Source organism: Mycobacterium venezuelense (assembly GCF_054919535.1).
Genome location: NZ_JBONDW010000001.1, coordinates 380,007 through 405,417 on the forward strand (window position 1 = coordinate 380,007; position 25,411 = coordinate 405,417).

The 25,411-nt window shown below is 66.9% G+C and carries 27 protein-coding genes; 11 read left to right on the forward strand and 16 right to left on the reverse strand.

What is annotated here, in order from left to right:
• The first annotated feature begins 128 nt into the window (after positions 1–128).
• Positions 129–1,004 carry an SDR family oxidoreductase gene (locus ACRCUN_RS01930; RefSeq protein WP_462139957.1) on the forward strand — a complete coding sequence of 292 codons (876 nt, stop codon included), beginning with the start codon at positions 129–131 and terminating at the stop codon, positions 1,002–1,004.
• Here ACRCUN_RS01930 and ACRCUN_RS01935 read toward each other — a convergent pair.
• On the reverse strand, positions 967–1,788 hold the full coding sequence (locus tag ACRCUN_RS01935) for a helix-turn-helix transcriptional regulator (RefSeq protein WP_462139958.1): 822 nt from the start codon (positions 1,786–1,788) through the stop codon (positions 967–969). The genes ACRCUN_RS01930 and ACRCUN_RS01935 overlap by 38 nt on opposite strands.
• Positions 1,789–1,914: 126 nt before the next feature.
• Here ACRCUN_RS01935 and ACRCUN_RS01940 point away from each other — a divergent pair, with 126 nt between their 5' ends.
• Positions 1,915–2,757 carry an oxidoreductase gene (locus tag ACRCUN_RS01940; protein WP_462139959.1) on the forward strand — a complete coding sequence of 281 codons (843 nt, stop codon included), beginning with the start codon at positions 1,915–1,917 and terminating at the stop codon, positions 2,755–2,757.
• Between the two features lie 28 nt (positions 2,758–2,785).
• On the opposite strand, the gene ACRCUN_RS01945 is transcribed toward ACRCUN_RS01940, so the two are convergent.
• The 10 genes from ACRCUN_RS01945 to ACRCUN_RS01990 form a co-directional block, all read right to left on the reverse strand.
• Entirely contained in the window at positions 2,786–4,438 is a 1,653-nt protein-coding gene (locus tag ACRCUN_RS01945; protein WP_462139960.1) for an acyl-CoA synthetase, read from the reverse strand.
• 30 nt (positions 4,439–4,468) lie between these two features.
• Positions 4,469–5,485 carry an aminotransferase class IV gene (locus ACRCUN_RS01950; protein ID WP_462139961.1) on the reverse strand — a complete coding sequence of 339 codons (1,017 nt, stop codon included), beginning with the start codon at positions 5,483–5,485 and terminating at the stop codon, positions 4,469–4,471.
• Positions 5,486–5,581: 96 nt separating this feature from the next.
• Complete coding sequence (locus ACRCUN_RS01955) at positions 5,582–7,096, reverse strand: APC family permease (protein WP_462139962.1); 1,515 nt, start codon at positions 7,094–7,096, stop codon at positions 5,582–5,584.
• Between the two features lie 104 nt (positions 7,097–7,200).
• A complete protein-coding gene (locus ACRCUN_RS01960) occupies positions 7,201–8,130 on the reverse strand; it encodes a LysR family transcriptional regulator (protein WP_462139963.1) in 930 nt (309 codons plus the stop codon).
• A 9-nt stretch (positions 8,131–8,139) separates the two neighbouring features.
• Positions 8,140–8,544, reverse strand: coding sequence for a hypothetical protein (locus ACRCUN_RS01965; protein WP_462139964.1), 405 nt, complete (start codon positions 8,542–8,544; stop codon positions 8,140–8,142).
• 3 nt (positions 8,545–8,547) lie between these two features.
• A complete protein-coding gene (locus ACRCUN_RS01970) occupies positions 8,548–9,789 on the reverse strand; it encodes an O-succinylhomoserine sulfhydrylase (RefSeq protein WP_462139965.1) in 1,242 nt (413 codons plus the stop codon).
• Between the two features lie 8 nt (positions 9,790–9,797).
• On the reverse strand, positions 9,798–10,211 hold the full coding sequence (locus tag ACRCUN_RS01975) for a rhodanese-like domain-containing protein (protein WP_462139966.1): 414 nt from the start codon (positions 10,209–10,211) through the stop codon (positions 9,798–9,800).
• Complete coding sequence (locus ACRCUN_RS01980) at positions 10,208–10,663, reverse strand: Rv0361 family membrane protein (protein ID WP_462139967.1); 456 nt, start codon at positions 10,661–10,663, stop codon at positions 10,208–10,210. Before ACRCUN_RS01980 ends, ACRCUN_RS01975 begins: the two co-directional genes overlap by 4 nt.
• A 3-nt stretch (positions 10,664–10,666) precedes the next feature.
• The gene (purT, locus tag ACRCUN_RS01985; RefSeq protein WP_462139968.1) at positions 10,667–11,968 is read right to left on the reverse strand and encodes a formate-dependent phosphoribosylglycinamide formyltransferase; all 1,302 of its coding nucleotides are present in this window, start codon (positions 11,966–11,968) and stop codon (positions 10,667–10,669) included.
• A gap of 24 nt (positions 11,969–11,992) precedes the next feature.
• Positions 11,993–12,295 carry a UBP-type zinc finger domain-containing protein gene (locus ACRCUN_RS01990; protein WP_462139969.1) on the reverse strand — a complete coding sequence of 101 codons (303 nt, stop codon included), beginning with the start codon at positions 12,293–12,295 and terminating at the stop codon, positions 11,993–11,995.
• Positions 12,296–12,338: 43 nt separating this feature from the next.
• Here ACRCUN_RS01990 and ACRCUN_RS01995 point away from each other — a divergent pair, with 43 nt between their 5' ends.
• Genes ACRCUN_RS01995 through ACRCUN_RS02010 form a run of 4 tightly spaced genes read left to right on the forward strand, consistent with a single transcriptional unit; the run spans position 12,339 to position 17,377 of the window.
• Entirely contained in the window at positions 12,339–13,931 is a 1,593-nt protein-coding gene (locus tag ACRCUN_RS01995) for a Na+/H+ antiporter (protein WP_462139970.1), read from the forward strand.
• Positions 13,924–15,930 (forward strand): MMPL family transporter, encoded by a 2,007-nt coding sequence (locus ACRCUN_RS02000; protein ID WP_462139971.1) that lies wholly within the window; start codon positions 13,924–13,926, stop codon positions 15,928–15,930. The genes ACRCUN_RS01995 and ACRCUN_RS02000 overlap by 8 nt, the downstream gene beginning before the upstream one ends.
• Before the next feature lie 44 nt (positions 15,931–15,974).
• Positions 15,975–17,180 carry a cytochrome P450 gene (locus ACRCUN_RS02005; protein ID WP_462139972.1) on the forward strand — a complete coding sequence of 402 codons (1,206 nt, stop codon included), beginning with the start codon at positions 15,975–15,977 and terminating at the stop codon, positions 17,178–17,180.
• Positions 17,181–17,185: 5 nt separating this feature from the next.
• On the forward strand, positions 17,186–17,377 hold the full coding sequence (locus ACRCUN_RS02010; RefSeq protein ID WP_462139973.1) for a ferredoxin: 192 nt from the start codon (positions 17,186–17,188) through the stop codon (positions 17,375–17,377).
• Here ACRCUN_RS02010 and ACRCUN_RS02015 read toward each other — a convergent pair.
• Genes ACRCUN_RS02015 through ACRCUN_RS02025 form a run of 3 tightly spaced genes read right to left on the reverse strand, consistent with a single transcriptional unit; the run spans position 17,354 to position 19,981 of the window.
• Entirely contained in the window at positions 17,354–18,043 is a 690-nt protein-coding gene (locus ACRCUN_RS02015; RefSeq protein WP_462139974.1) for a hypothetical protein, read from the reverse strand. The two genes, ACRCUN_RS02010 and ACRCUN_RS02015, sit on opposite strands and share 24 nt — an antisense overlap.
• Positions 18,044–18,062: 19 nt before the next feature.
• A complete protein-coding gene (locus ACRCUN_RS02020; RefSeq protein ID WP_462139975.1) occupies positions 18,063–18,689 on the reverse strand; it encodes a PaaI family thioesterase in 627 nt (208 codons plus the stop codon).
• The gene (locus tag ACRCUN_RS02025; RefSeq protein ID WP_067853351.1) at positions 18,686–19,981 is read right to left on the reverse strand and encodes an adenylosuccinate synthase; all 1,296 of its coding nucleotides are present in this window, start codon (positions 19,979–19,981) and stop codon (positions 18,686–18,688) included. Before ACRCUN_RS02025 ends, ACRCUN_RS02020 begins: the two co-directional genes overlap by 4 nt.
• Positions 19,982–20,060: 79 nt before the next feature.
• Here ACRCUN_RS02025 and ACRCUN_RS02030 point away from each other — a divergent pair, with 79 nt between their 5' ends.
• Both ACRCUN_RS02030 and ACRCUN_RS02035 read left to right on the forward strand, forming a co-directional pair.
• Positions 20,061–20,645: a hypothetical protein gene (locus ACRCUN_RS02030; RefSeq protein WP_462140120.1), complete on the forward strand. Its 585-nt coding sequence runs from the start codon at positions 20,061–20,063 to the stop codon at positions 20,643–20,645.
• Between the two features lie 29 nt (positions 20,646–20,674).
• Positions 20,675–21,454: a site-2 protease family protein gene (locus ACRCUN_RS02035; RefSeq protein WP_462139976.1), complete on the forward strand. Its 780-nt coding sequence runs from the start codon at positions 20,675–20,677 to the stop codon at positions 21,452–21,454.
• Here the strand turns inward: ACRCUN_RS02035 and ACRCUN_RS02040 are convergent.
• Complete coding sequence (locus ACRCUN_RS02040) at positions 21,451–21,954, reverse strand: hypothetical protein (RefSeq protein ID WP_462139977.1); 504 nt, start codon at positions 21,952–21,954, stop codon at positions 21,451–21,453. The two genes, ACRCUN_RS02035 and ACRCUN_RS02040, sit on opposite strands and share 4 nt — an antisense overlap.
• Before the next feature lie 90 nt (positions 21,955–22,044).
• Here ACRCUN_RS02040 and ACRCUN_RS02045 point away from each other — a divergent pair, with 90 nt between their 5' ends.
• Positions 22,045–22,941 carry a cation diffusion facilitator family transporter gene (locus ACRCUN_RS02045; RefSeq protein ID WP_462139978.1) on the forward strand — a complete coding sequence of 299 codons (897 nt, stop codon included), beginning with the start codon at positions 22,045–22,047 and terminating at the stop codon, positions 22,939–22,941.
• A gap of 2 nt (positions 22,942–22,943) precedes the next feature.
• Here the strand turns inward: ACRCUN_RS02045 and ACRCUN_RS02050 are convergent, their stop codons facing one another.
• Positions 22,944–23,360: a DUF3151 domain-containing protein gene (locus ACRCUN_RS02050; RefSeq protein ID WP_462139979.1), complete on the reverse strand. Its 417-nt coding sequence runs from the start codon at positions 23,358–23,360 to the stop codon at positions 22,944–22,946.
• A 79-nt stretch (positions 23,361–23,439) separates the two neighbouring features.
• Here ACRCUN_RS02050 and ACRCUN_RS02055 point away from each other — a divergent pair, with 79 nt between their 5' ends.
• Positions 23,440–24,267, forward strand: coding sequence for an Rv0361 family membrane protein (locus ACRCUN_RS02055; protein WP_462139980.1), 828 nt, complete (start codon positions 23,440–23,442; stop codon positions 24,265–24,267).
• 9 nt (positions 24,268–24,276) lie between these two features.
• Positions 24,277–24,849 (forward strand): CHAP domain-containing protein, encoded by a 573-nt coding sequence (locus ACRCUN_RS02060; protein ID WP_462139981.1) that lies wholly within the window; start codon positions 24,277–24,279, stop codon positions 24,847–24,849.
• Positions 24,850–25,411 lie beyond the last annotated feature (562 nt).

Consider the following 25,411-nt stretch of genomic DNA (forward strand, 5'->3'; position numbering starts at 1 on the left):
CGAATATCGTCCCACGCCCGCTTCGCGGGCGCGCAAGAAACCCAGGTAACGGAGGCGTCAGTAACCGTGTGGCCCAGCACTCACCCACCCCTTCCCTATAAAACTTGACACGTGTAAAGTTCGCCGCCATGGACAACATCAGGGGCAAGACCATCGCGATCACCGGCGCCGCTCGCGGTATTGGTTATGCCACCGCCAAGGCCCTGCTGGCCCGCGGCGCCCGTGTCGTGATCGGCGACCGTGACGTGGCCCTGCAGGAGTCGGCAGTCGTCGAACTCACCAAGCTCGGCCAGGTCTCGGGTTACCCGCTCGACGTCACCGACCGCGAGTCGTTCGCGACGTTCCTGGACAAGGCCCGCACCGACGGCGGCGGCCACATCGACGTACTCATCAACAACGCCGGTGTCATGCCGGTCGGCCCGTTCCTCGAACAGAGTGAACAGTCGATCCGGTCCAACATCGAGGTCAACGTCTACGGCGTGCTCACCGGCTGCCAATTGGCGCTGCCGGACATGGTCAAGCGCCGCAGCGGCCACATCATCAACATCGCGTCGCTCTCGGGTTTGATCCCGCTGCCCGGCCAGGTGGTCTACGTGGGCGCGAAGTACGCCGTCGTCGGGCTGTCCACCGCGCTTGCCGACGAGATGGCACCGCACGGGGTCGACGTTTCGGTGATCATGCCGCCGTTCACCAACACCGACCTGATCTCGGGCACCAAGTCCGGCGGCGCGATCAAGCCGGTCGAGCCGGAAGACATCGCGGCGGCCATCGTCAAGACCCTGGACAAGCCCAAGACCCACGTGTCGGTCCCGCCGCCGCTGCGGTTCACCGCGCAGGCCGCGCAGATGCTGCCGCCGAAGGGACGCCGGTGGCTCAACAAGAAGCTCGGTCTGGACAGCGTGTTCCTGGAGTTCGACGCCGCCAAGCGCAAGAGCTACGAGGACCGCGCGCAGGCCGCGCAGGGCGTCATCGAGTCGGACGGTAAGAACTCACCAACTCCGTAAGGCGTTCGGCTGACGGCGATCCGGTGTCTGCGGTGTAGAGAATCACCGACAGGCCCGGATCGGCCGGAAGCCTCAGCGTTTCGTAGTTGAGCACCATGGTGCCGACCGTGTCGTGATGAAACCGCTTGGGCCCGTAAGTGTGTTGATACACCCGGTACTCGGCCCAGCAGCGGGCGAACTCCGGTGACTGCGCCGTGAGCTCACCGACAAGCTCAGCCAGCGCCGGGCCGTTACCCGCCGCCCGCAGGATCGCCACCATCTGCGCGGCGATCTCGGCCCAGTCCGGATACACCCGACGAGCATTGGGGTTCAAGAACATCCAGCGAACCATGTTCCGTTCGGCCGCTGGCATGGTCTCGAAGTCCGCGATGAGCGCCTTGCCGGGCCGGTTGATCGCCAGCACCTCGAGCAGCGGGCCGTGCAGGACGGCGGGCACCGGGTCGAGCGCATGCACCATAGATCGCAATGCGGCCCGAACCTTCGGCGCGGGACGTGCCGCGGTGCCGCCCGGGCGCACAAGGTCGTTGAGGTGACGCCGCTCCACGTCGTCGAGCCGCAGCGCATCGGCCACCGCCGCCAGCACCTGCTCGGACACGTTGCGGGCCCGGCCCTGTTCGAGCCTGGCGTAATAGTCAGCACTGACGCCTGCGAGCATCGCGAGTTCCTCGCGACGCAACCCGGCGACCCGGCGACCGGTGGCGGCGCCGCGCAGCCCGACCTCGGCAGGGTTGAGCCTGGCCCGACGCGACCGCAGGAATTCGCCCAACTCGTTCGATGCCGTCATGGCCATCATTATCGAACCTGGGACTGCCAGACCTAGGTTCATCGGGGCGCGCTCACGGCAATCAGCCACGAGAATCGCGATGTTGACAGGTGCGTACCACCCAGACCACATCGAACGGAGAGCATCATGAATGTCTGGTTCATCACCGGGGCCTCACGGGGATTCGGCTTGGAGATCGCTCGCGAAGCGCTTTCCCGCGGCGACTCGGTGGTCGCCACCGCCCGCAACCCGCAGGTGGTCTACGACGCCATTCCCGACGCGGGCGACCGGCTGCTGGCCGTTGCGCTCGACGTCCACAACGCCGCTCAGATCGACGCCGCCGTGCAGGCCGCGGTCGACAAGTTCGGCCGCATCGACGTGCTCGTGAACAATGCGGGCCGCGGCCTGCTCGGCGCAGTCGAAGAAGCCACCGACGAAGAGGTGCGTGCGGTCTACGACGTCAACGTGTTCGGGCTGCTGGCCGTGACCCGCGCGGTGCTGCCGACCCTGCGGGCGCAGCGTTCCGGCACGGTCATCAACCTGTCCTCGGTCGGCGGCTTCGTCTCCGGCCCGGGCTGGGGCGTCTACTCGTCGACGAAGTTCGCCGTCGAAGGGTTGTCGGAGGCGATGACTCACGAGCTCGCGCCGCTGGGCATCAAGGTCGTGGCGATCGAGCCCGGCCCGTTCCGCACGAATTTCCTGGACGGTTCGAGCCTGGCCATCGCGGCCAACGAGATCGCCGACTACGCCGAGACCTCCGGCGCCACCCGCAAGTGGGCCGACGACACGAACTACGCACAGGACGGCGATCCGCTCAAGGCGGCCAAGATCATCGTCGACCTGCCGGCCTACGACGAGCTGCCGGAACGAATCCAGCTCGGCCGCAACGCCTTCGATCGGATCGCCGCCAAGGTGGAGCGCACCGCTCGCGACCAGGAGGCCTGGCGTGAGATCGCGCTGTCGGCCGACTACGAGACCGCCGAGGCCTGAGAGGCAACGCCCGGGGATGGACGTCTGCTCAGGCGTCGACGTCCATCTCGGCGAGCACGCGGCGCAATAGCTTTCCGGTGGCGTTGCGGGGTAGCTCGTCGATGAACACCACGTCGCGCGGCACCTTGTGGCGAGCCAGGTTGTCCTTCACGTACTGCTTGATGTCAGCGGCGTCGTGTGCCGCACCTGGCTCGGAAACGATGAAGGCGCGCAACCGCTTTCCGAATTCGACGTCGTCGACGCCCACCACCGCGACCTCCGCGACGTCCGGGCGCTCCTCGAGCAGATTCTCGACTTCCTGCGGGAAGACGTTCTCACCGCCGGACACGATCATGTCGTCATCGCGGCCGTCGACGAACAGCAGGCCGTTCTCGTCGAAGTGGCCCATGTCGCCGCTGGACATGTAGCCGTCGATGATCTGCTTGCTGCGGCCATCGGTGTAGCCCTGGAACGGCGCACCGTTGCGGATGAACAGCCGGCCGCGGCGATTGGTGCCCTCGATGCGTTGGTCGTTCTCGTCGTACAGCACCACTTCACACGTCACCGGGGGGCGGCCCGCGGTGCCCGGGGCGATACGCAGTTCGGCGGGCGTCGCGATGCTCGCGATCGCGCACTCGGTCGAGCCGTACATGTTGTAGAGAACGTCACCGAACGTGTCCTGCACGCGGTTGGACAGTTCGGGGCTCAACGCCGACCCGGCGATCAGGATCACCTTCAACGAAGACGTGTCGTACCTGCCGATGATCTCGGGACCGAGCTCGACGATTCGGTGCAGCATCGTCGGGACCGCCACCAGCATGTCGGCCTTGTGCTTGGCGATGAGTTCGAGCGTCGCCTCGGCTTTGAACCTTCTCGCCGTCACCACCTTGTTGCCCAACGCGGCCCCGACCGTGTACGTCGCCCAACCGGTGCTGTGGAAGATCGGGGAGACGATCACCATTGTTCCCTTGCGGGGGAACGGGATCCGGTCGATGATCTGCGCGGTCGCCAGCGGCGACACCGTGTCGCGGGGTGCGCCCTTGGGCAGGCCGGTGGTGCCGCTGGTGAGGATGACGGATCCGCCCGCCTTGCTCGGCGGCGGCAGCGGCTCGGTGGAGTTCGTCGCGATGATGTCGTCGAGCGTCTGCGCGCCCTCGGGCAGCTCGGCGCCCTCGTCGACCCAGGTGAGGATCCGCGGAAGGTCGGCGGGCAGCGCGTCGAGCAGACCGAGGAATTCGCTGTCGTGCAGCACCACACGCACGCCCTCACGCTTGCAGACCTCGGCGAACTGTGGCTTGGCGAAGCCGGTGTTCATCAACACCAGACGGGCGCCGAGCTTGCCGCACGCGGCCATCGCGATGAGAAGGCCCCGGTGATCGCGGCACAGGATTCCGACGACGGAGCCCGCGGATACGCCGAGCGACTTCAGACCGTTCGCCAACGCCCACGACTGGTCGTTGACCTGCTTGTAGGTCAACGTTCCGCGTTCGTCGACGACCGCGGGCAGGTCCGGGAACCGGCGTGCGCCCTGGATGGCCATCGTGGCCTGCGGTCCATAGACCTTCACGAGCTTCGCGCCCTGAACGGTTCCGCCCAGATCCTTGAGGTCGAGCACACCGCTTTCGACGAGTCTCTTGATCGCGCGGCCCGCCTCGGACATCTGCTGCAGGTTCTTGCGAATGCCGGTCAGTAGATCAGCCATGACGCCAAGACTAGGGCGAGCAGGCTGGGCTCAGTACTGGATCGCCTCGATCAGCGGCGACGGCTCATCCATGAGCGCCCAGAACCGGTCCCGAATCGCGACGGTGAGGGGTCCTGGCGCGCCGTCTCCGATGGGCTCGCCGTCAAGGGAGTTGATGGGTGTGACCCCGCCGGCGGTGGTGACGGCCATGAGTTCGTCGGCGTCGTAGAGCTCATGGCTCGTCACGTCGCGCAGTTCGGCCTCGATGCCCATGGCGTCGGCAATCTCGAACACCGTCTTGCGGGTGATGCCCGGCAAGGCATTTCGGGACGGGGAGGCCAGCTTGCCATCTTTGACGATGACGACGTTGAAGCCCGGCCCTTCGGCCACGCAGTTGTCGGCGTCCATCAGGATGGCGGTGCGGGCGCCACGGTCCTTGGCCTCGAAGCTGGCCGCGGTCAGGTCGCCCCACTGGTAGTTCTTGATGGTCGGGTCGACGGTGTTGCGCCCGGCGCGTCGGACGTGGCGCGGCACGATCGCTGTGGTCCCGAAGATCTGCTCGCTCGGCGGGAACGCCCACAGGTAGGGGATCGCGTAGATGTAGACCTGATGGGTGAGCTTCGACAAATCCTTCTCGCCCTTGCGCTTTCCGTAGCCGCGCGTAACGGTCAGGTTCACGAACGACTCCCGCAGCTGTGACAACGAGACGCATTTCTTCGTGATCTCAGCCAACTCGTCCTTGCTCATGCCCGGATCGAGCCTCAGCTTGCGCGCACCGTCGAGCAGCCGGTCGAGGTGGTCGCCGAGCCGGAAAATGTTGCCGTGCCACACATGTGCGACGGTGTAGGTCAGATCGGAGTGGCCGAACCCGGTGTCGAAGATCGAGATCTTGGCCTCGGCGGCAGGCAGGTACTCCCCTTCGATCCACGCGACGCCCCCGGCGAACGGGCTCGTGGTGTCGAGTTCGTAGTCGCTGTACTGGATCACCGAACCGGGCGGGGTGTCCTCGCGGATTGCGCCTGGTTCGACGGCGACGAGATTGCTGGTGCCGAGATCGGTAACAGTCATATTCGATTCCCTTTCAAAAGATGTGCGTTGACTCTGCGCCCACGGCGCCGAAGTACGAGTTGCCGCCGCCGTGCACGCAGACTCAAACGCGGGTGGTCAGTTGAGATGAGTCCTGGCGTAGTCGGATCCGGCTTCACCGGAACGCAGCCGAGCCTTGAGACCGGTTGCCCACCAGATCGCGGCCAGCACAACCACTCCCAAGAACACCCACTTGTTGCTGGTGAACTGCGGCAGGAAGAGCAAGGCGACCGCGACCGCGCCGAACACCACCAGTGAGGTGACGTAGAGCGGCAGGCGCCAGCGGCCGAGGTCGAACGTGCCGGGTTCGCCCTTGGGGATGGTGCCGTTGCGGTAACCGACCAGCAGGCCGACGGTCTGCAGGATGTAGACGAAGAAGAACAGCAGCGAGGCGATGCCGATGATGTAGTTGAACGCCTTCTCGTTGACCAGCGCCGAGAGCAGCAGCAGCGTCGACAGGCAGCCGAGACCGATCACCGCATACGTGGGCGCCTTGGTCTTGGGCGAGACGTGGCGCCAGATGTGTGACAGCGGCAGCATGTTGTCGCGCGCCATCGAGTACGTCAGCCGAGTGGCAACCAGGATGTTGGCGAGCAGGCACGCCAGGATGTTGGTCAGGGCCACCGCCACAATGATTTTCGTGACGAAGGGACCGGCCTGCTGGTTGATGATCTCTTCGATCGGCGCGGCCGAGTTGGCCTCGACCGCACTGACGTCGCGGATCGCCAGCACGTAGACGATGTACATCAGCAGCTCGATGACGATCGAGGTGACCAGCGCGTAGAACATCGTCTTCGGCACCACCCGGCGCGCGTCCTTGGTCTCCTCGGCGACATCGGCACCGGACTCAACGCCGATCAACCCGAAGAATGGTCCCAGCGCGGCCGCGAGCCACGCCAGCAGATACGAATCCTTGTCGCCGGCCTCGCCACCGGTGAACAGCACCGAGATCGGCTGATGGTTCTCGGGCGCCGAGAACGCGATGATCGCGACCAGCGCGGTGGCACCGACCGTGATGACCAACTCCAGGCTGACACCGATGTTGTTGACCATCGTCGCGAACCGGACGCCGTAGATGTTGATGAGCACACACAGGAACACCACGCCGATGGCGACGAGAATCTGTTCGGACTGGCTCATGTTCCAGCCGAACAGCCCACCGAGATAACCGGACAGGATGAACCCGACGCCGGTCATGCCGCACACCCAGCCCATCAAGGCGATGAAGCCGGTGAACCAGCCGAGGCTCGGCCCGTTGATCCGGCTGATCCACTGATACGAGTAACCGGCCAGCGGAATCTTCGCCGTCAGGTCGGCGGCGATGAAGGCCCACAGTGAGAACACCGCACCGGCGAGCAGGAGCGTCCACACGAACGGCGCGCCCGCGGTGAAATAGCCGGCGCCGAAACCGGTGAATACCGCGGTGGTGGCGCTGATGGTCGCGAAGCCGATCGCGAAAGACGCGAGCTTGCCCACCGAGCGATCCAGCTTCTGCGTGTAACCGAACTGGGCGAGTTTGGCGTCCTCGGCTCCCAGTGCATCCGGGTGCGCCGAATGAGTGGGTGAAGCCGCGGCATCTAAGGCGTCGGTCATGAACACTCCAGGTCAGACGTGAGGCAAAACGATTGATGTAAGGAAAGCGCCACCGGCCGGTCACCGGAAGTTCCATCTTTTGATGGACTGATAACTGTGGGTTATCAATACTGCGTGGCGGGCACCGCCACGTCCTCGCCGTCGCCGAAACTCCACTGCTGCTGCACGTGTTTGACCAGCGCATCCGCCTGCGGGCTGAGCGTGCCGGGATGCCAGGCGAGCGCGACGTGACTCGGCGGCCGGTCGATTATGGGTACGTAGACGATGCCGGGCCGGTCATAGAACCGCGACACCGACGCCGTCGTGAAGCTGATCCCCAGCCCGCGCGCGATCGCCGTCGTCTCGGCCTCGTACGTCGCGGCCACGGCGGCGATCGTCGGCGGGCGGTTTCCGCGGACGTCCATCGCCATCCAGTAATCGCGCCACGGGCCCGCGGTCAGCGGCGCACACACGATCGGATCGTCGAGCAGTTCGGCGATCGCGACCTCACGGCGCCCCGCCAACCGATGATCCCTGGGCAGGCAGGCCACCCATGACTCGGAGTCGAGGATCAGCATGCGATGTTCTGGCAGATCCACGGGCGGGCGGATCAGCGCGACCTCGGCACTCCCGTCCGCGAGCCCCGCGGTGGGGTCGGCGAAGTCGTACTCGATCGGCTCGACACTGACGTCGGGATAGGCCGTTTCGAAGTGCCGCACGATCCGGAACAACAGGTCGGCGCCCGTCCCGATCAGATAACCGAACCGCAGCCGCCCCTGCCGGGTGCCCGAGAGCGTGACCAGGTTTTCCACCACCGCGTCGATCCCGCTGAGCACCTGCTGCACCTGAGGCAACCAAGCCGCGCCGAGGTCGGTGAGCGCCACTTCGCGGGTGTTGCGGTTGAGCAGAACCACACCGAAGGCCTGTTCCAGCTGCTTGATCGCGGTCGACAGCGCGGGTTGCGTGATGAACAACCGTTGCGCTGCGCGGCGGTAGTTGAGTTCCTCCCCCAACACGGCGAAGTAGCGCAGCTGGCGCAGCGTCACCTCGGTCATGCCGGCGACTTAGAAAGGAGTGGGATCACCGACGCGGTATGCCTCGATCGCATCGAGGTTTTCGAACAGGTCCTCGTGCGTGAACGTGATCTTGTCGACGGTGCCGACGAACGTCACGTGTACGAGTTCACCGTCCTCGGCCGCATCGAGCCACAGCGACGTCACCGGGATACCGTCCTCGACCTCGCTTCCGGACGGTTCGTAGAACCAGATCGCGAAATTGTCGTCGGATTCTTCCTCGTCAAAAGTCCAGCCGCGCTCGGTGATTCGCTCGTCGAACTCGGCGAGGTCGGCGACGACGGCGTCCTGTATCTCCGACAGTTGCTGCACAACCTCGTCCGGCACCCAGCGCGCGTCGCGACTCGCCTGCCGCTTCTTGCGACGGGCTTTCTTGGCCGCGCTCTGTTTGGACATGTGCTAACCCAGCGCCTGGTCCAGATCGGCGATCAAATCCTCGGTTCCCTCCAGGCCGACCGAAACACGGACCACACCGTCGCCAAGCCCGATGGCCGCCCGGCCCTCGGGCCCCATGGCCCGGTGCGTCGTGGTGGCCGGATGGGTGATGAGGGACTTGGCGTCGCCGAGGTTGTTGGAGATGTCGATGACGCGCAGCTTGTCGAGCACCTCGAAAGCCCGCGCCTTGCCAGCGCTGCCGCAGGCGGCAGATGACCGCACCGCGTCCAGTTCGAACGTGACGACGGTGCCGCCGCCCCGCATCTGCCGCTTGGCGAGGTCGTACTGCGGATGTGATTCCAGGAACGGGTACTTCACCCATCGCACCGAGGGATGCCCCTCCAGGAATTCGGCGACGCGCTGCGCCGAGCGGTTCGCGTAGTCCACCCGAACCGACAGCGTCTCAAGACCTTTCAGCAACGTCCAGGCGTTGAATGCGCTGATCGCCGGGCCCGTGTGGCGCATGAGTTTCTGCACCGGGCCGTCGATGTACTCCTGGTCGCCCAGGATCGCTCCGCCGAGCACGCGGCCCTGCCCGTCGATGTGCTTGGTCCCGGAGTACACCACGACGTCTGCGCCGAGCGGCAACCCCTGCTGCAGCAGCGGTGTCGCAAAGACGTTGTCCAGCACGACCTTTGCGCCAGCAGCGTGGGCGAGGTCGGAGACCGCGGCGATGTCGACCAGCGACTGCATCGGGTTCGACGGGGTCTCGAAGAACACCGCCTGGGTCGGTTTGCTCAGCGCCTCCTCCCACTGCGCGAGGTCGTCGCCGTCGACGAACACGGTCTCGACACCCCAGCGCGGCAGGATCTCGTTGCACACCACGAAGCACGAACCGAAGAGGCTGCGCGCGGCGACCAACCGATCGCCTGCGCCCAGCAGCGCACCGAGAGCCGTGAACACCGCGGACATACCGGTGGCCGTTGCGAAACAGGCGGGCGCGCCTTCGATCAGGCGCAGCCGCTCCTCGAACATCGAGATCGTCGGGTTGCCGTAGCGCGAGTACACGTAGCGGTCGATCTCGCCGGTGAAGGCCTTCTCGGCGTCGGCGGCCGTCTCGTAGACGTAGCCCGACGTCAGGTACATGGCCTCGGCGGTCTCCTCGAAACCAGACCGCAGCAGGCCGCCGCGCACGCCGATCGTGGCCTGACTGACGCCGTCGGGAAGCTGGGCGGGCGTGCGCACCGATGGAATGTCGTCGCTCATGACTGCCCCTAGCTCTGCTTCCAAGGCAGGCCGACGGCCTTCCACCCGGTGCCACCGCGATGCCGGTTCTCGTCCAGGTTGCCCTCGAAACCGTCGAGCACGTTGTACGACGGCCCGATACCGGCCGCCGTCGCGGCCTCGGCAGCGCCGATCGAACGGTTGCCGGAGCGGCACAGGAACACCACCGGCCGGTCGCCCGGCGTGACACCGGATGACTGAAGATCGTCGACGAACGCGTCGTTGTGACTGCCGTCGGTCCGGTTCCACTCGATGTACACGACGTCGCGCTGAAGCGAGGTCAGGTCCGGCACCCCCACGAAGCGCCACTCGGCGTCGGTGCGACAGTCCACCAGTACGGCCTCGGGGTTCTCGCTCAGAAGTTTCCAGGCCTCCTCAGGCGTGATATCTCCGGCATAGCTCACGGGCGTGAGTCTCCCATACTCGAGCAGACCCGCCATTCGCCGTCCTCACGCACGAACGCGGTCTCCACGTTGATCTTGTTGTCTGGCTGATTCTTGAAGTGATAAACGACCGTCGCGCTCGCGCGTTCACCGTCGATCTGCACCGTCGTCACCCCGTCGATATAGCGCTCACCGTTCTCTGCCACCGAATCCTTCTGGCGGGCAAGGAAATCGGCTTCGGTGCCGCGCTGCTCGGCGCACGTGTAATCGGTGAACGCGGCGAAATCCTCGCGCTGCATGGCGTCGTTCTGCCCGACGGCTGCACGGCCGACCTGCTGCTCGTCGGTCAACCCGTCACCCTGGAACACGTTGACGAGTGCAATGCCGATCACCACGAGCACAATGATCACCAAAGCGGCGAAGAACGGTGTGGTGGTGGGCCGCTCGGCCCCTGAATTCTCCGTGTCAGCCATGTCCTACCAGAGCTTGCGCAGTGCTGTGCCGACCCGGCGGGCCCGGTCCCGCGCGACGATCACGTCGGGGGCGGTGGCCATCGCCACCCCGAGGCGGCGCCGCGAATCGGATTCGTCGGGACGGCCGAACAGCCGGATGTCGCTCTCCGAGGTGGCCAGCGCCTCGGCCAGCACCGCGGTGACGTTCGTGGACAACTCGTCGGGGGTTTCCGCGTCGGCACCGCCGTAGCTGACCTCGGCGGCGGCCGGCGAGATCATGATGGTGTCGACCGCGAGGCCCAGGATGGCCCTGGCATGCAGCTCGAACTCCGACAGCCGTTGCGAGCGCAGCGTGACGAGACCACTGTCGTGCGGCCGGATACGGACATCGGAGAAATACACGTCGTCGCCCTGCACGAGCAGCTCGACGCCGAACACACCGCGCCCGCCGAGCGAGTTGACGATGCGCGCGGCGATCGACTTCGCGGAGTCGAGCGCAGCGGGCGGCATCTGCTGTGGCTGCCACGCCTCCAGCACGTCACTGTCGACCTGGCGATGTCCGATCGGCTCGCAGAAGTGCACGCCCGGACCGGCAGGCCCGGTGGTGCGGATGGCCAGCAGCGTGACCTCGTAATCCACCTCGACAACCGACTCCGCCAGCACCCGGCTGTGTGCGATGCGCCCCGCCGTTGTCGCGCGCTGCCACGCCGGTTCGATGTCATCGGGGCGCAGCAGCACCGACTCGCCGTCACGCAACGCGCCGACGACTGGCTTGACCACAAGCGGGTAACCGGCGTGCTCGGCGACCGCGCTGAGTTCCTCGACCGAGCCCGCGAACCAGAACGGCACGGTCGGCAGGCCGAGCTCATCCGACGCCAGCCTGCGCAGGCCCTCGCGGTCCTGGCTGAGGCGGATACTGCGCGGCGTCGGCAGCACCTCGATGTCGCCGCGTTCGGCCGTCGCGACGAGTGCGTCGGCGGCGATCACGCCGGACTCCGCGACCACGTACCGAGGTTTCTCCCGTTCGATGAGTGCGGCGAGTTCCTCGGCGTCGTTCATCTTGATCACCGCCGAACGGTCGGCCACGCCGTGCGCCGGCGCGTGGTACCGGTCGACCGCGACGACGACGCCGCCGAGCCGCTGGAACGCCAACGCGAGCTCACGGCTCAGCTCACCGGCGCCCAACAACATCACGGTTGCGCGGGGGTCCGTCGGCTGCTCGTCGTCCTGCGGTTCCTGGACTGCCTCGGCCGGTTCCGGCGCGGTGTCCTCCGGTTCCGTGGCTTCTTCTGCCTCGTGTACGGCGTCCTCAATCGATTCACTCATCGCATCCCCCAGACTGCCAGATCGTCAACCAACGCGATGGTCGATATAACACCACCGCCAGCTCTCGCCGGGTTCGGCAGAACGCATGACGGCATGACCGGTGTGCTGGAAGTGCTTTGTGGCGTGTTGGTGGGGACTGGAGTCACAACAGCCGACGTGACCACACGTCATACACATCCGCAGATGCGCCCAGCTACTCTCGCCGAGTTGCTCGCACTCCTGGCATCGACCCGGGGTGAGGGGTTCAGGCTCGGCGACTTCAGCTGAGAGGTGCTCACAGGTTCGCGGCGCCGAGCTCTGCTCGCGCCGGCGTGATCTCCTCAACATGTTGATCAAGGATAAGGACGGCACGCGAAGGAGGTCTGACGACGTGGGTGCCTCACTGCTGGCTGCCCTGGTGGCAGCGGTGCTCCTGGCCGCGCTGGCCCGCCGCTTCGACGTCTCGGCGCCGTTGGCGCTCGTGGTGGCGGGGCTGGCAGGCAGCGCGATCCCCGGCTTCGACGACGTCCATCTCGAGCCAGAGCTCGTGCTGTTCGTGATCCTGCCGCCACTGCTGTGGTCGGCCGGGCTCGAGAGCAGCTATGTGGCGCTGCGCCGCAACTTCCGCCCGATCGGGTTGCTCGCGGTGGGATTACCGCTCGCGACGACATTCGTGGTCGGGGTGGTGGCCTTCCACACGGTTCCCGAGCTGACGATCGCCGCTGCACTGACCCTGGGCGCGATCGTGGCACCGCCCGACGCGGTCTCGGCCACCGCGGTCGGCCGCCGGCTGGGCCTCCCGCGCCGCACCATGACCCTGCTCGGCGGGGAAAGCCTGCTCAACGACGCCACCGCGCTGACGGCCTACAAGGTGGCCTTGGCCGCCGCGATCGGAGTCGGCGCGGGCTGGGGCACGGCCCTCGGCACGTTCGCCCTGGCCGCGGTCGGCGGTGTGGTGGTGGGCGGCGCACTCGGCATGGTCGTCCACCTCATTCGCTCGCGGCTCGACGACCCGCTGGTCGAGAGCGCCATCGGCCTGGTGGCGCCGTTCTTCATATATCTCGTGGCCGAAGAGGTCCACGGCTCGGGCGTGATCGCAGTGGTCGTGGCGGCGTTGCTGCTCGGCCAACGCGAGACGCAGGCCAGCTACGCCACCCGGCTCCAGGACAAGGCCGTGTGGAAGGCCCTGCAGCTGGTGCTCGAGTCGTTCGCGTTCCTGTTGATCGGCCTGCAGCTGCCGAAGGTTATCAGCGAACTGCGCGGCATCTCGGCGGCCACGCTCGCGATCTCCTCGGCCGCGGTGCTCATCACGGTGATCGGCGTGCGCATCGTCTGGGTGTACGTCTCGACCTACCTGCCGCGGCTGCTGTTCAAAGAGATCCGCAAGCACGAGCCGGAGCCGCCGCGCGCCCAGGTGTTCGTTGTGGCGTGGGCGGGTATGAGGGGGGTTGTGTCGTTGGCGGCCGCGTTCGGGGTTCCGCTTACGACGCTGTCCGGCGACGCCTTCCCCGGCCGGCCCCAGCTGGTGTTCCTCACGTTCGTGGTGGTGGTCGGCACCTTGCTGCTGCACGGGTTGACTTTGCCGTGGTTCATCCGGGTGTTGGGTGCGCAGGGCAACGAAGCGCACAGTGACGCGATCGCCACCGCGGCCGCTCAGGACAAGGCGGCCAGGGCCGCAGCCGAACGGCTCGACGAGCTGCTCGCCGCCCAGCCCGCCGGTGCGGACGTGCCCGAACGCGCGGCCGATGTGCTGCGCGCGTGGAATACGCGCCGCCGCAACGCCGCGTGGGAACGGTTGGGCCGCGACGACGAGGACATCGGCGAGAGCCCCACCTCGGCCTTCCGCCGATTACGCCTGGAAATGCTTGCCGCTGAACGCGAGACATTCATCGCCGAGCGCGACGCCGGGCATATCGACGACGAGGTGCTGCGGACGGTGCTGCACGGACTCGACTTGGAAGAGGCGACGCTGAACCGTGATTAGACGCCTGGGCTGGCTTGCCGTACTTGTCGTGGTGGTTTCGGGTGGCCTGCTGGGCTTTCTGAGTGGCGGGGACGCCGCGTCGCAGTCGCCGGTGGCGGTTCCGGCGAGCGCAGAATCCGCGCGAGCCGACGCGCTGCGGGCCGATTTCCCAGGCGGGGACCGGGTTCCGGCGATCCTCGTCGTGACCCGGGCCGACGGCGCCGACCTGACACCGGCTGATCTCGACGCCGCCGCCCAAGCCCGCCAGCGCATGAGCGCCGAACCCGGCCCACCGGTTCAGGTCTCCGACGACAACAAGGCCGCCCTGGCGATCGTGTCCCTCGACGGCAACCTGTCGGGATTCGCGCTGAACGACGCGGTGCGCGAACTCCGCACGAACGCCACCGATGGACTGCCGGACGGTTTGACGGCCGCGGTGACTGGCGGGCCGGCCTTCGGCGCCGACATCGCCAATTCCTTTGCCGGAGCGAACATCACCCTGCTGGCGGTCACCGCGACGGTGGTCGCGCTGCTGCTCATCGTCACGTACCGATCACCGGTGTTGTGGCTCGTGCCGCTGCTGGTGATCGGATTCGCCGACCGCGTCGGTTCCGTCGTCGGCACCGCCGTCGCGTCGGGCCTTGGCCTGAACCCCGACGGTTCGACGTCGGGCATCACGAGCGTGCTGGTGTTCGGGGCGGGCACCAACTATGCGCTCCTTCTGATTTCGCGGTACCGCGAAGAACTCGCAAGGGAAGCCGACCATCGGGCCGCCCTCGTCACGGCGGTACGGGCCGCGGCTCCCGCGATCGTGGCAAGCAACGCCACGGTGGTGCTTGCCCTGCTCACCCTCGTGTTCGCGTCGGCCCCGAGCAACCGCAGCCTCGGTGTGCAGGCGGCATCGGGTCTGGTCGTGGCCGCGGTGTTCGTCCTCGTGGTGTTGCCGCCACTGCTGGCACTGTGCGGCAAGCGGCTGTTCTGGCCGTTCATCCCGCAGGTCGGCGCGAAAGCCCTTACCGACAGCGGCATCTGGCACCGCATCGCCGACTCGGTTGCCCGCAGGCCCGGGCGCGTCGTGGTGGTGTCACTGGCGGGCCTGGCTGTCCTGTGCACCGCGTTGTTCACGACGCCCATCGGACTGACGCAGACCGAGCAGTTCCGCGTGCAGGCTGAATCGGTGACCGGCTACGAGACGCTGGCCGCCCACTTCCCGAGCGGCCTGACCGATCCGACGCGCGTCATCGCCGCCACCGACAAGGCCGGCGCCGTGCAACGGGCGATCACCGACACCGAAGGCGTCGTGACAACCAACCCGGCAGGCAATTCCCCGACCGGGCTCACCCAGTGGTCGGTGATCCTGGAAGCCGAACCGGCATCCGACGGCGCATTCGAAACGATTGACGCCCTGCGCGATTCAGTGCATTCCGCCGACCCGGACGCCTTGGTGGGCGGCTCCGACGCGCAAGCCAGGGATGCCGCCGCGGCCGCTCAGCGTGACCGGCTCGTGGTGATTCCCGCCATCCTCGCGGTGGTGCTCGCGGTGCTCTACATCTTGCTGCGTTCGGCACTCGCACCGCTGCTGCTCGTCGCCGTGACGGTGCTCAGCGCCCTGGCCGCCCTCGGGCTCGGCGGGTGGGCGAGCGTGCATCTCTTCGGATTCCCCGCGCTCGACAACAGCACGCCGTTGTTCGCGTTCCTGTTTCTCGTCGCGCTCGGCGTGGACTACACGATCTTCCTGGTGACCCGCGCCCGCGAGGAGACACCGCAGTACGGCAACCGGCAGGGCATCGTGCGTGCGGTGTCGGCCACCGGTGCCGTCATCACCAGTGCGGGCGTGGTGCTGGCGGCGGTGTTCTGCGTGCTTGGCGTGTTGCCGCTGATCGTGCTGACCCAGCTCGGCATCATCGTCGGACTCGGCATCCTGCTGGACACCTTCGTCGTCCGGACCGTGATCATCCCGGCGCTGTTCACACTGATCGGGCCGCGGATCTGGTGGCCGAGCCTACGGGCCGACCCGTAGGCGGGCTGATCAGCGTTTATATCGAGCACAGGTAGCGTCGAGACATGACTGGGCAGGCCACGCTGCCGCCACTGCACATGCGGCGCAACACGTTCGACCCGATCCCGGAACTCGGCGATATCCGCGAAACCGCCGGCGTCCAGACCGTCGTCAGCGCCTTCGGCACGGACGTGTACCTCGTCACCCGCCACGACGACGTCAAGACCGTGCTGTCGGACCATGAGCACTTCTCCAACAGCAGGCCACCGGGTTTCGTCCTGCCCGGAGCGCCGCAGATATCCGCGGAAGACCAGGCCAGCGCACGTGCCGGTAACTTGCTGGGCCTCGATCCGCCGGAACACCAACGGCTGCGTCGCATGCTCACCCCGGAATTCACGATCCGTCGCATGAAACGCCTCGAGCCGCGCATCGTCGAGATCGTCGACACACATCTGGACGCGATGCAATCCGCCGGTCCGCCATCGGATCTGGTGGCCGACTTCGCGTTGCCCATCCCGTCCCTCGTGATCTGCGAGCTGCTCGGGGTGCCCTACCAGGACCGCGACGACTTCCAGCAGCGGTCGGCACGCCAGCTCGATCTTTCGGCGCCCGTGCCGGAACGGCTTGAGCTGCAACGGCAGGGCCGCGATTACATGCGCGGGCTCGTCGCGCGGGCCCGCCGCGAGCCGGGCGACGACATACTGGGCATGCTGATCCGCGAGCACGGTGACGAGCTGAGCGACGACGAACTCGTCGGCGTGGCCGGCCTTCTGCTGCTCGCGGGGCACGAAACCACGTCGAACATGCTCGGTCTCGGCGTACTGGCGCTGCTGCGCCATCCCGATCAGCTTGCGGCGGTTCGGGACGACCCGGACGCCGTGGGTCCCGCGATCGAAGAACTGCTGCGCTGGCTGTCCATCGTGCAGACCGCGATCCCACGCATCACGACCACCGACGTCGAACTCGCCGGCGTGCCGATACCCGCCGGGCAGTTGGTGTTCGCGTCGCTGCCCGCGGGCAACCGCGACCCCGGTTTCATCGAGGCTCCCGACGTGCTCGACATCCGGCGCGGCGCACCCGGACACCTCGCGTTCGGCCACGGCGTGCACCACTGTCTCGGCGCCCCACTGGCCCGCATGGAGATGCGCATCGCGTTTCCCGCATTGCTGCGCCGCTTCCCCGCCTTGACACTCGCCGAGCCGTTCGAGGATGTGCAATGGCGGAGTTTCCACTTCATCTACGGCCTCAAGTCTCTGGCGGTAGCGTGGTAGACGCCATGAAAGTAGAAGCAGATCGCGACGCCTGCATCGCTTCGGGTAACTGCGTGATGGTGTCGGACGCGGTATTCGATCAAGATGAGGACGGCGTCGTCGTCGTTCTCGTCGACGACCTCCCCGACGATGAGGTCGAACACGCGCGCGAGGCCGTCAAACTGTGCCCGGCGTCAGCGCTCAAGCTTGCCGACTGACTCGTGCTCGCCACCACCCGGCAGGTCGATCACTCCTGCCCGCGCCAATAGCCAGATGCTGACGACCAGTACCCAGCAGGGGAACACCAGCACGAGCCACATGCTGACATCGCCGGCGATCAGAAGTGCCAGTGCGGCAATGTAGGTGCTGTAGACCAGCGGGCGCGGCATCAGACCGGTCTTCAACCAGATGGTCGCCAGCGAGATCATGAACACGGCCGCCATCCGGACCCCGTAGGTCTTGCTCAACGCCATAAGCAGCATCTGCCCGAACGCTGCCACCTCGGCTTGCGCGACGGCGTCGACCATCCCGGCCCGGCTCGCGATCAAACCGGCGCCGACCGCACTGGACGCGAACATCATCGCCAGGAACAGGATTCCGCTGCCCAGGAACACCGACGCGAAAAACCGGTCCTCGTAGCGCCCGAACCCGTCGCGCACCACCCCGATGAACCACAGGAACGCGATACCTGCGAACGGCATCAACACCGACGCCAGGCGAAGCCGGTCACCCGCGCCTTCGGCCCACTGCGCACCGGGTTGGGCGCCTTCGGGCAGGGCCGTGCGAATGAGAATCAGTGCCGCGCCGAACAGCAGCGCGAACAGCACACCCGCGAAGGCGGCCGCGCGCGGTGTCGACAAGCGGTGCAGATGGCGTTCAACCACTGCGCAATGTTCGCACGGGTCAGGGCTGGCCGGGCAGCAATCTGATCATCAGGCCGTTTGCCTCGGCGAGCAGATTCTCGTCGGCGTCACGCAATTCGGCGTTGACGAACGCCTTGCGTCCCTCGGCTTCCCGCACCCATCCGCGTGCGGTCAGCACCGTGTCGATCGGCGTCACCTTGCGGTAATCGACGTGGAGAAATGCGGTCCGGCTGATCGGCCTGCCTGCAGCGTGGATGACCATGCCGAACACCGAGTCGAACAACAGCGGCAGCACGCCGCCGTGTACGGCGTAGTTGCCGCCGACATGGAAACGGCTGAACTGCACGTGCAATTCGACGCCGTCGGGCTCGAATTTCGACATCGTCCACGGCGGCATGAGCAGGCTGCCCGCACCGGGCAACGACGGCACCCGGTTCGCCGGGCCGACGCCTTCGCCCGCCTCGTACGGGTCGAGCAGCTTGACGAGTTCCTCGGCGCGGTCGGCGGCGTCGTCCCACGTGTCGCTGTCGGGGTTGGCCGAAACCGCGAGGTCCTGAACTCGGCGCATCGCCGTGACGAACCGCCCGAATCCGGGGCCCGGTTGCGCGGCCTCGAAAACCGGGAAGCCGCCGTGGTGGTCGTAGTCGGGATCGCTCGATTCGGTCACTTCGCCGCCAGGATGTCGCGGCGCACGATCGTCTGCTCGCGACCCGGACCAACGCCGATGCACGAAACATGCGCTCCGGCAAGTTCTTCCAGCCGCAGCACGTAGTCGCGGGCCTTGGCGGGCAGATCGTCGAACTCACGTGCCCCCGAGATGTCCTCCCACCAGCCGGGCAGCTCTTCGTAGATCGGCTCGGCCCGGTGGATGTCGGACTGCGTCATCGGCATCTCGTCGGTGCGCTTGCCATCGACCTTGTAGCCCACGCACACCGGCACCGTCTCCAGGCTTGACAGCACGTCCAGCTTGGTCAGGAAGTAGTCGGTGATGCCGTTGACCCGGGTCGCGTAGCGCGCGATGACGGCGTCGAACCAGCCGCACCGGCGCGCGCGGCCGGTGGTCACGCCGACCTCGCCGCCGGTCTTGGCCAGGTAGGCACCGTGCTCGTCGAACAGCTCGGTCGGGAACGGACCCGAGCCGACGCGCGTGGTGTAGGCCTTGAGGATGCCCAGCACGGTGGTGATGCGGGTCGGCCCGATTCCCGATCCCACCGCTGCCCCACCGGCGGTCGGGTTGGACGACGTCACGAATGGATATGTGCCGTGGTCGACATCGAGCAGGGTGCCCTGCGAGCCTTCCAGCAGCACGGTCTCGCCGTTCTCGAGCGCCTGGTTGAGCAGCAGGCGGGCGTCGGCGATGCGGTGCTTGAAGCCCTCGGCCTGCGTCAGCAGGTTCTCGACCACCTCGGCCGGCTCGAGCGCCTTGCGGTTGTAGATCTTGACCAGCACCTGGTTCTTGAATTCCAATGCGGCCTCGATCTTTTCCGCCAACAGCGTCTCGTCGAGCACGTCGGCGACGCGGATCCCGATACGGGCGATCTTGTCCTGGTAGCACGGGCCGATACCGCGACCCGTTGTGCCGATCTTCTTGCTGCCCGCCCAGCGCTCGACCACCTTGTCGATGGCAACGTGGTACGGCATCAGCAGATGCGCGTCGGCGGAGATCAGCAGACCCGACGTGTCGACCCCGCGCTCCTCCAACCCCTTGAGCTCAGTCAGCAACACGCCAGGGTCGACCACCACACCGTTGCCGATGACGTTGGTGACCCCGGGCGTGAGGATGCCCGAGGGTATGAGGTGCAGTGCGAAGTTCTCCCCGGTCGGCAACACGACGGTATGCCCGGCGTTGTTGCCTCCCTGGTAGCGAACTACCCACTGCACACGTCCACCGAGTAGATCGGTGGCTTTACCTTTGCCCTCATCGCCCCATTGGGCACCGATGAGCACGATTGCCGGCATGGCGTAATCTCCCGCCTATCTCCGCGCCTAAAGTGGTGCAGCCGGTAGGTCACCTTATCCCAGCACACGCGAGGAGCACATTTTGTCCACCTCAGGTGGCGTCGTGGTGGTCGGTTCGGGCCCGGTGCCCCGCTCGCTGCGAGACCTTCCGACGGTCGCGATCGACGAGATCGAAGCCCATCGCCGTGTGATCGTGACCGGACCGAGCGCTGATCTGGCCGCGGTGCTGACCAGGTTGCTGAAGGCCGATCGCCTCGACATCGAGGTCGCGCACGCACGGTCGGGCTGGTCGGCGCGCCGTGCGCTGAGCGGCGCGGCGCAACGCGTTCCGTTGATCCGCGACGAGACCGGGACCGTGATCGTGTCCGCCGCGGAATGGCGTGGCCTGGACGGTGCGCCCCTGCACGGCGAGGCGGTCGTGGACGACGCCGTCCTGTTCGACGGCGACGCGCCCGGCGTGCGCGTCGAGCCGACGTCGAGCCAGCCCGGCCTGCGCGCCGCGGTGCTGTCTGCGCGCGGGCGCCCCCGCGGCTGGGTGAGCGGACGCGCCGCCCAACTGGGCACGACCGGCGCCCAGGTGATCCGTGACGGAGTGCCCGCGGCCCGGCAGACGCGGCGCTCGACGTTCTACCGGCACACCGAGGGCTGGCTGCGCGTCGGATAGCCCTTGCCACCTGCCGGTAGCGTCGAATCGTGAACATCCGCCCGCTGCATCAATCGGTACGGCCGAGCCCGATCTTTCTGGCCGTCGTCGCAATCACCATCGGCGGCGGAGTGCTGGCCTGGATGGCCGCCGACGCCGTGCGCCCGCTGTCCTACGTCGGGGTGTTCATCCTGGTCGTCGCCGGCTGGCTCGTGTCGTTGTGTCTGCATGAGTTCGGCCACGCCTATACCGCGTGGCGGTTCGGCGACCATGACGTGGAGCTTCGCGGTTACCTGACGCTCAACCCGTTCAAGTACACGCACCCGATGCTGTCGCTGGGTTTGCCGGTGCTGTTCATCGCGCTCGGCGGTATCGGGTTTCCCGGCGGGGCGGTGTACCTGCGCACATCGTGGATGACGGCGCGCCAGAAGACCTTGGTGAGCCTCGCCGGACCGGCGGCGAACCTCGTGCTGGCGGTGATCCTGCTCGGGGTCACCCGCGCGTTCTACGACCCGGCGCACGGGGTGTTCTGGTCCGGCCTGGCGTTCCTGGGTTTTCTGCAGGTGACGGCCTTGGTGCTCAACCTGTTGCCGATCCCGGGTCTCGACGGCTACGGCGCGCTCGAACCGCATCTGAAGCCCGAAACCCAGCGTGCGCTCGAGCCGGTCAAGCAGTGGGGTTTCTTCATCCTGCTGATCCTGCTGATCGCGCCTGCGCTCAACCGCTGGTTCTTCGGCATCGTCTACTGGTTCTTCGACTTCTCGGGTGTGTCGAGCTATCTGGTGTCGGTGGGCGGGCAGCTCACCCGGTTCTGGTCGGCCTGGCTCTAGAGCTCGGCCAGCACCGCACGCAGTTCCGCACGCAGATCGCCTGCGCCCTCGCGGCAGAACGGGCCTGCGCCGTTCGACAGCAGCATCCGCAGCCGAGCCATGCCGTGTGCGCGCACCGGACACGGCGCTTCCAGGCGTTCCCTGATCTCGTCGACGAGCGTTACGGCCGATCCGACGGTGTCGTCGTCGAGCGGGACGCGCGCCGAATACAACGTCGGATCCCGGTGCAGTTCACGCAGCACGACCCGCAGGGTCAACGCGATCTGACGGCGCTGGCCATCTGAGGTCGAGCGAGCCACATGCACCGCGAGCGCGCTGCCCGGTTCGGGTGCGACGCCGGTCAGCAGCTTGCGGTCGTACCGCCATGGCGCGATGCGCGCGGCCAGTCTGGTCAGTGGGGTACCGGGTTCGCGAAGTCCGGCGGGCGCGGCGTCATCGGCCGGCCAGGCGGGCTGCGGAAGTGCGGGGCCGCCGTCGTGTGTCATTCCGTCGTGTGTCATGCCACTGTGGGCAACGAGCCGCGTCGGCACGCCATTCCACGCGCCGGGCGACACTTGCGACATATGCGAACTTCCGCATATATTGCGGACATGGGCGCCGGCCATGATCACAGTCATCACACCGATACGCGCGTCAGCCGGATGGTCATCGCCGCCGCGATCCTGTCGGCGTTCTTCGTCATCGAATTGGTCACCGCACTGTGGATCAATTCGATCGCGCTGCTGGCCGATGCGGGCCACATGCTCACCGACCTGGTCGCGATGTTCATGGGCCTGACCGCGGTGCTGCTGGCCCGCCGCGGCAGCAACTCGCCCGCTCGCACATACGGCTGGCATCGTGCCGAGGTCTTCACCGCGGTCGCCAACGCCGCACTACTGCTCGGCGTGGCCGGCTTCATCCTCTACGAGGCATTCGAACGGTTCGGCAACGCCCCAGAAGTTCCCGGCGTACCGATGATCGTCGTGGCGCTTGCCGGGCTCGTGGCCAACGCCGTCGTCGTCATGATGCTGCGCTCGCACTCCAAGGACAGCCTCGCCGTCAAGGGCGCTTACATGGAGGTGGTGGCCGACACCGTCGGCAGCATCGGCGTCCTGATCGCCGGCATCGTCACCGTGACCACGCAATGGCCCTACGCCGACGTCGTGGTCGCCGTACTCGTGGCGCTGTGGGTACTGCCGCGCGCGATCGCGCTGGCCCGCGCGGCCCTGCGCATCCTGTCTGAGTCCTCGCCAAGCCATATCGACGTCGAAGAACTCCGCACGGCGCTGCGCGAGGTCGACGGCGTGACGGGCGTGCACGACCTGCACGTGTGGACGCTTGTGCCCGGCAAGGACATGGTCACGGCACACCTGACGAGCAGCGGCGACGCCGCGCGGGTGCTCGATGATGCGCGCGCGGTGTTGACCGCACACGGTCTCGAACACGCCACTGTGCAGGTTGAGCCGCCTGATTCCGCGGGCGACTGCAAGTGCGAAGCGAAGTTCTGAAGCTAGGCCAGCCCGAGTTCCGCGCGCGCGGCCGGATCGCAGTCGTCGAGCAGGTCGAGGCAGCGCTGGAACTCGTCGGTCTCGCCGATGTCGTCGGCGGCCTTGGCCAGCGCGGCCACACAGCGCAGGAAACCCTGATTCGGTTCGTGACTGAACGGCACCGGGCCGAAGCCCTTCCATCCGTTGCGACGCAGTTGGTCGAGCCCGCGGTGGTAGCCGGTGCGCGCGTACGCATAGGCGGTGACGGCCTTGTCGTCGGCGAGCGCGGACTCGGCCAGCACGGCCCACGCGATCGACGCCGATGGGTGCGCGGCGGCAACGACGGCCGCCTTCTCCCCGGCAGCCAGTTCCTCCTCGGCAGCAGGGTCGCCCGGGAGGTACACCGGCTCCGGTCCTAACAGATCACCCATGCGTGTCATGTCCCCATTCTGCACGGGCCCATCGCACGCCGACCGATAAGCTCCACCGATAGCGACTTACGGGAGGACCGCAGCAGGGATGTCGAATCCATCGGGACCGGACGAGGACAACACGCCGGAAGGAGCAGACGAGCCGACGGAGCCGACCAAACCCACCGCCGAACAGGCCGATGCGCCGACCGAACACTTCGTGGTGGACGCCGAGCACGAGCCGGCCACCGAGATCATCGGCTCGCCGACGGCGGTGACCGAGGCGGTGCAGCAGGCCGATGAGCGTCGCTACACCGCGCCGTCCGGTTTCGACGGCTCCACGCAGAAGATCGACACCCCACCGGATCCCGAAACCGAGGTGTTCGCGCCGCCTTCGGACGCCCCGACCGTCCCCGAGACACCGAAAAATGCCGCGCCGCAAGTCATTCCACCGCGAGACGACGCACCCAAGCCGCCACCGCCGCCGACCGCCCGGCGCAGCTGGGGCTGGGTGGTGGCCGTTGTGCTGGTCATCGCGGCCCTGGTCGCGATCGCGGTGCTCGGCACGGTTCTGCTCACCCGGAACTCCTCGCCCCTGTCCTCACAGGAGGACAAGGTCCGCGAGACCATCCAGGACTTCGACGTCGCGATCCAGAACGGGGATCTGGCCAAGCTGCGCTCGATCACGTGCGGCAGTACGCGCGAGAACTACGTCAACTACGACCAGCGCGCTTGGGACGAGACCCACGCCCGCGTGGCCGCGGCCAAGCAGTACCCCGTGGTGGCCAGCATCGACCAGGTGGTGGTGAACGGTGACCATGCCGAGGCCAACGTCACGACCTTCATGGCCTTCGCGCCGCAAACCCGCTCGACCCGCAGCTTCGACCTGCAGTTCCAGGACGATCAGTGGAAGATCTGCCAGGCACCCATTGGCTAACCTGAGGCGGTGACCAAGGGGGGATCTCGGCTCTGGCTCGCGCTGTGCGCGGTGTTGGCGGTCGCTGCGGTTGGGGTGGCGGCGGTTCTGTTCCGCGATTCGCGCATCAGCGCGCCTAGTCTGCGACCGGACTTCCCCGCTCTCGACCGCGCCGCCCTGAGCCCGGTTCAGCAACGCATCGTCGACCTCTTGCAGGCTCAGTACGACGCACAGCCGGCCGGTACGACGTACTCCGAGGGCGTCGACGAGCCGTGGTGCGCCGACTTCGTCAGCTGGGTGCTCAATGAAGCGGGTCGGCCGCTGTCGAACCCGCATTCGGGCCATTGGCGCATCCCCGGCGTGTACACGCTGCAGGAGTACTACCAAGCGGCGGGGCGCTTCGAGGCACCCGATGGGTATCGTCCGCAGACCGGCGACGTGGCACTCTACGCCGACGGCAGCCCGCTCGGCCTGCACACCAATTTCGTTCTCGCCGTGGACGATAACGGGATCACCACGGTCGGCGGCAATGAAGAGGGCGACATCAAGGTGCGCACGATCGACCCCGGGCCCTGGCTCCTCGGCTACGGGCGATTGGCCTGAAGCGTCGCCACCGCGCTGCGGGCACATAGTCGATGCGCCCGCGTAATAGCGACAATGTCGCGGAAAACGTCTCTTGCGTAACACCATTCGCAGCCACCCCACATCGGAGACATCACCTGCCACACTCTCCTCGAAGGCCACTTGAGTAACGCGTTTTTCGCTGCCCGCCTTACAGCGACAGTGTCGCTGACCAGGTGGTCATTCAATGCCCCTCGAAACCACCGGTATTCGAGAAGTTCACGCGAGTAACGCTACGGCGGAGATTCGGGCCTGCGGCCGCCACAGCGTTACTGGCGCAGCGATCTGCCACTAGGCCGAGGATCAACAGCCACCATGTGGCAGCAGTCCTCGGCGTAGACGCCGAATATCGCCGACGACCAAGGTCATCCGTTGTCCGCCGGCGAGCGACAATGTCGCTGACAGGCGGGCAGGCCGAAAACCGTTGCGCAAGAGGCTCTTGCGACATACGTGACGGACGAGGTCCGGCCTGCGGTGCCCAAGTGACCCACGCGACTGGCGAGGCGGTTTCCGCGACTTTGTCGCTCAAAGGCGGGCAGGACGA

Coding starts and splice junctions, on each gene's coding strand:
- ACRCUN_RS02005 (WP_462139972.1), top strand. CDS start 15,975: ATGACTGGGCAGGCCACGCTGCCGCCACTGCACATGCGGCGCAACACG.
- ACRCUN_RS01945 (WP_462139960.1), bottom strand. CDS start 4,438: ATGGCTGATCTACTGACCGGCATTCGCAAGAACCTGCAGCAGATGTCC.
- ACRCUN_RS01980 (WP_462139967.1), bottom strand. CDS start 10,663: ATGGCTGACACGGAGAATTCAGGGGCCGAGCGGCCCACCACCACACCG.
- ACRCUN_RS02050 (WP_462139979.1), bottom strand. CDS start 23,360: ATGACACGCATGGGTGATCTGTTAGGACCGGAGCCGGTGTACCTCCCG.
- ACRCUN_RS01955 (WP_462139962.1), bottom strand. CDS start 7,096: ATGACCGACGCCTTAGATGCCGCGGCTTCACCCACTCATTCGGCGCAC.
- ACRCUN_RS01970 (WP_462139965.1), bottom strand. CDS start 9,789: ATGAGCGACGACATTCCATCGGTGCGCACGCCCGCCCAGCTTCCCGAC.
- ACRCUN_RS02040 (WP_462139977.1), bottom strand. CDS start 21,954: ATGACACACGACGGAATGACACACGACGGCGGCCCCGCACTTCCGCAG.
- ACRCUN_RS01950 (WP_462139961.1), bottom strand. CDS start 5,485: ATGACTGTTACCGATCTCGGCACCAGCAATCTCGTCGCCGTCGAACCA.
- ACRCUN_RS01930 (WP_462139957.1), top strand. CDS start 129: ATGGACAACATCAGGGGCAAGACCATCGCGATCACCGGCGCCGCTCGC.
- ACRCUN_RS01960 (WP_462139963.1), bottom strand. CDS start 8,130: ATGACCGAGGTGACGCTGCGCCAGCTGCGCTACTTCGCCGTGTTGGGG.
- ACRCUN_RS01965 (WP_462139964.1), bottom strand. CDS start 8,544: ATGTCCAAACAGAGCGCGGCCAAGAAAGCCCGTCGCAAGAAGCGGCAG.
- ACRCUN_RS01940 (WP_462139959.1), top strand. CDS start 1,915: ATGAATGTCTGGTTCATCACCGGGGCCTCACGGGGATTCGGCTTGGAG.
- ACRCUN_RS02025 (WP_067853351.1), bottom strand. CDS start 19,981: ATGCCGGCAATCGTGCTCATCGGTGCCCAATGGGGCGATGAGGGCAAA.
- ACRCUN_RS01935 (WP_462139958.1), bottom strand. CDS start 1,788: ATGACGGCATCGAACGAGTTGGGCGAATTCCTGCGGTCGCGTCGGGCC.
- ACRCUN_RS01990 (WP_462139969.1), bottom strand. CDS start 12,295: ATGTTGAGGAGATCACGCCGGCGCGAGCAGAGCTCGGCGCCGCGAACC.
- purT (WP_462139968.1), bottom strand. CDS start 11,968: ATGAGTGAATCGATTGAGGACGCCGTACACGAGGCAGAAGAAGCCACG.
- ACRCUN_RS02045 (WP_462139978.1), top strand. CDS start 22,045: ATGGGCGCCGGCCATGATCACAGTCATCACACCGATACGCGCGTCAGC.
- ACRCUN_RS02010 (WP_462139973.1), top strand. CDS start 17,186: ATGAAAGTAGAAGCAGATCGCGACGCCTGCATCGCTTCGGGTAACTGC.
- ACRCUN_RS02055 (WP_462139980.1), top strand. CDS start 23,440: ATGTCGAATCCATCGGGACCGGACGAGGACAACACGCCGGAAGGAGCA.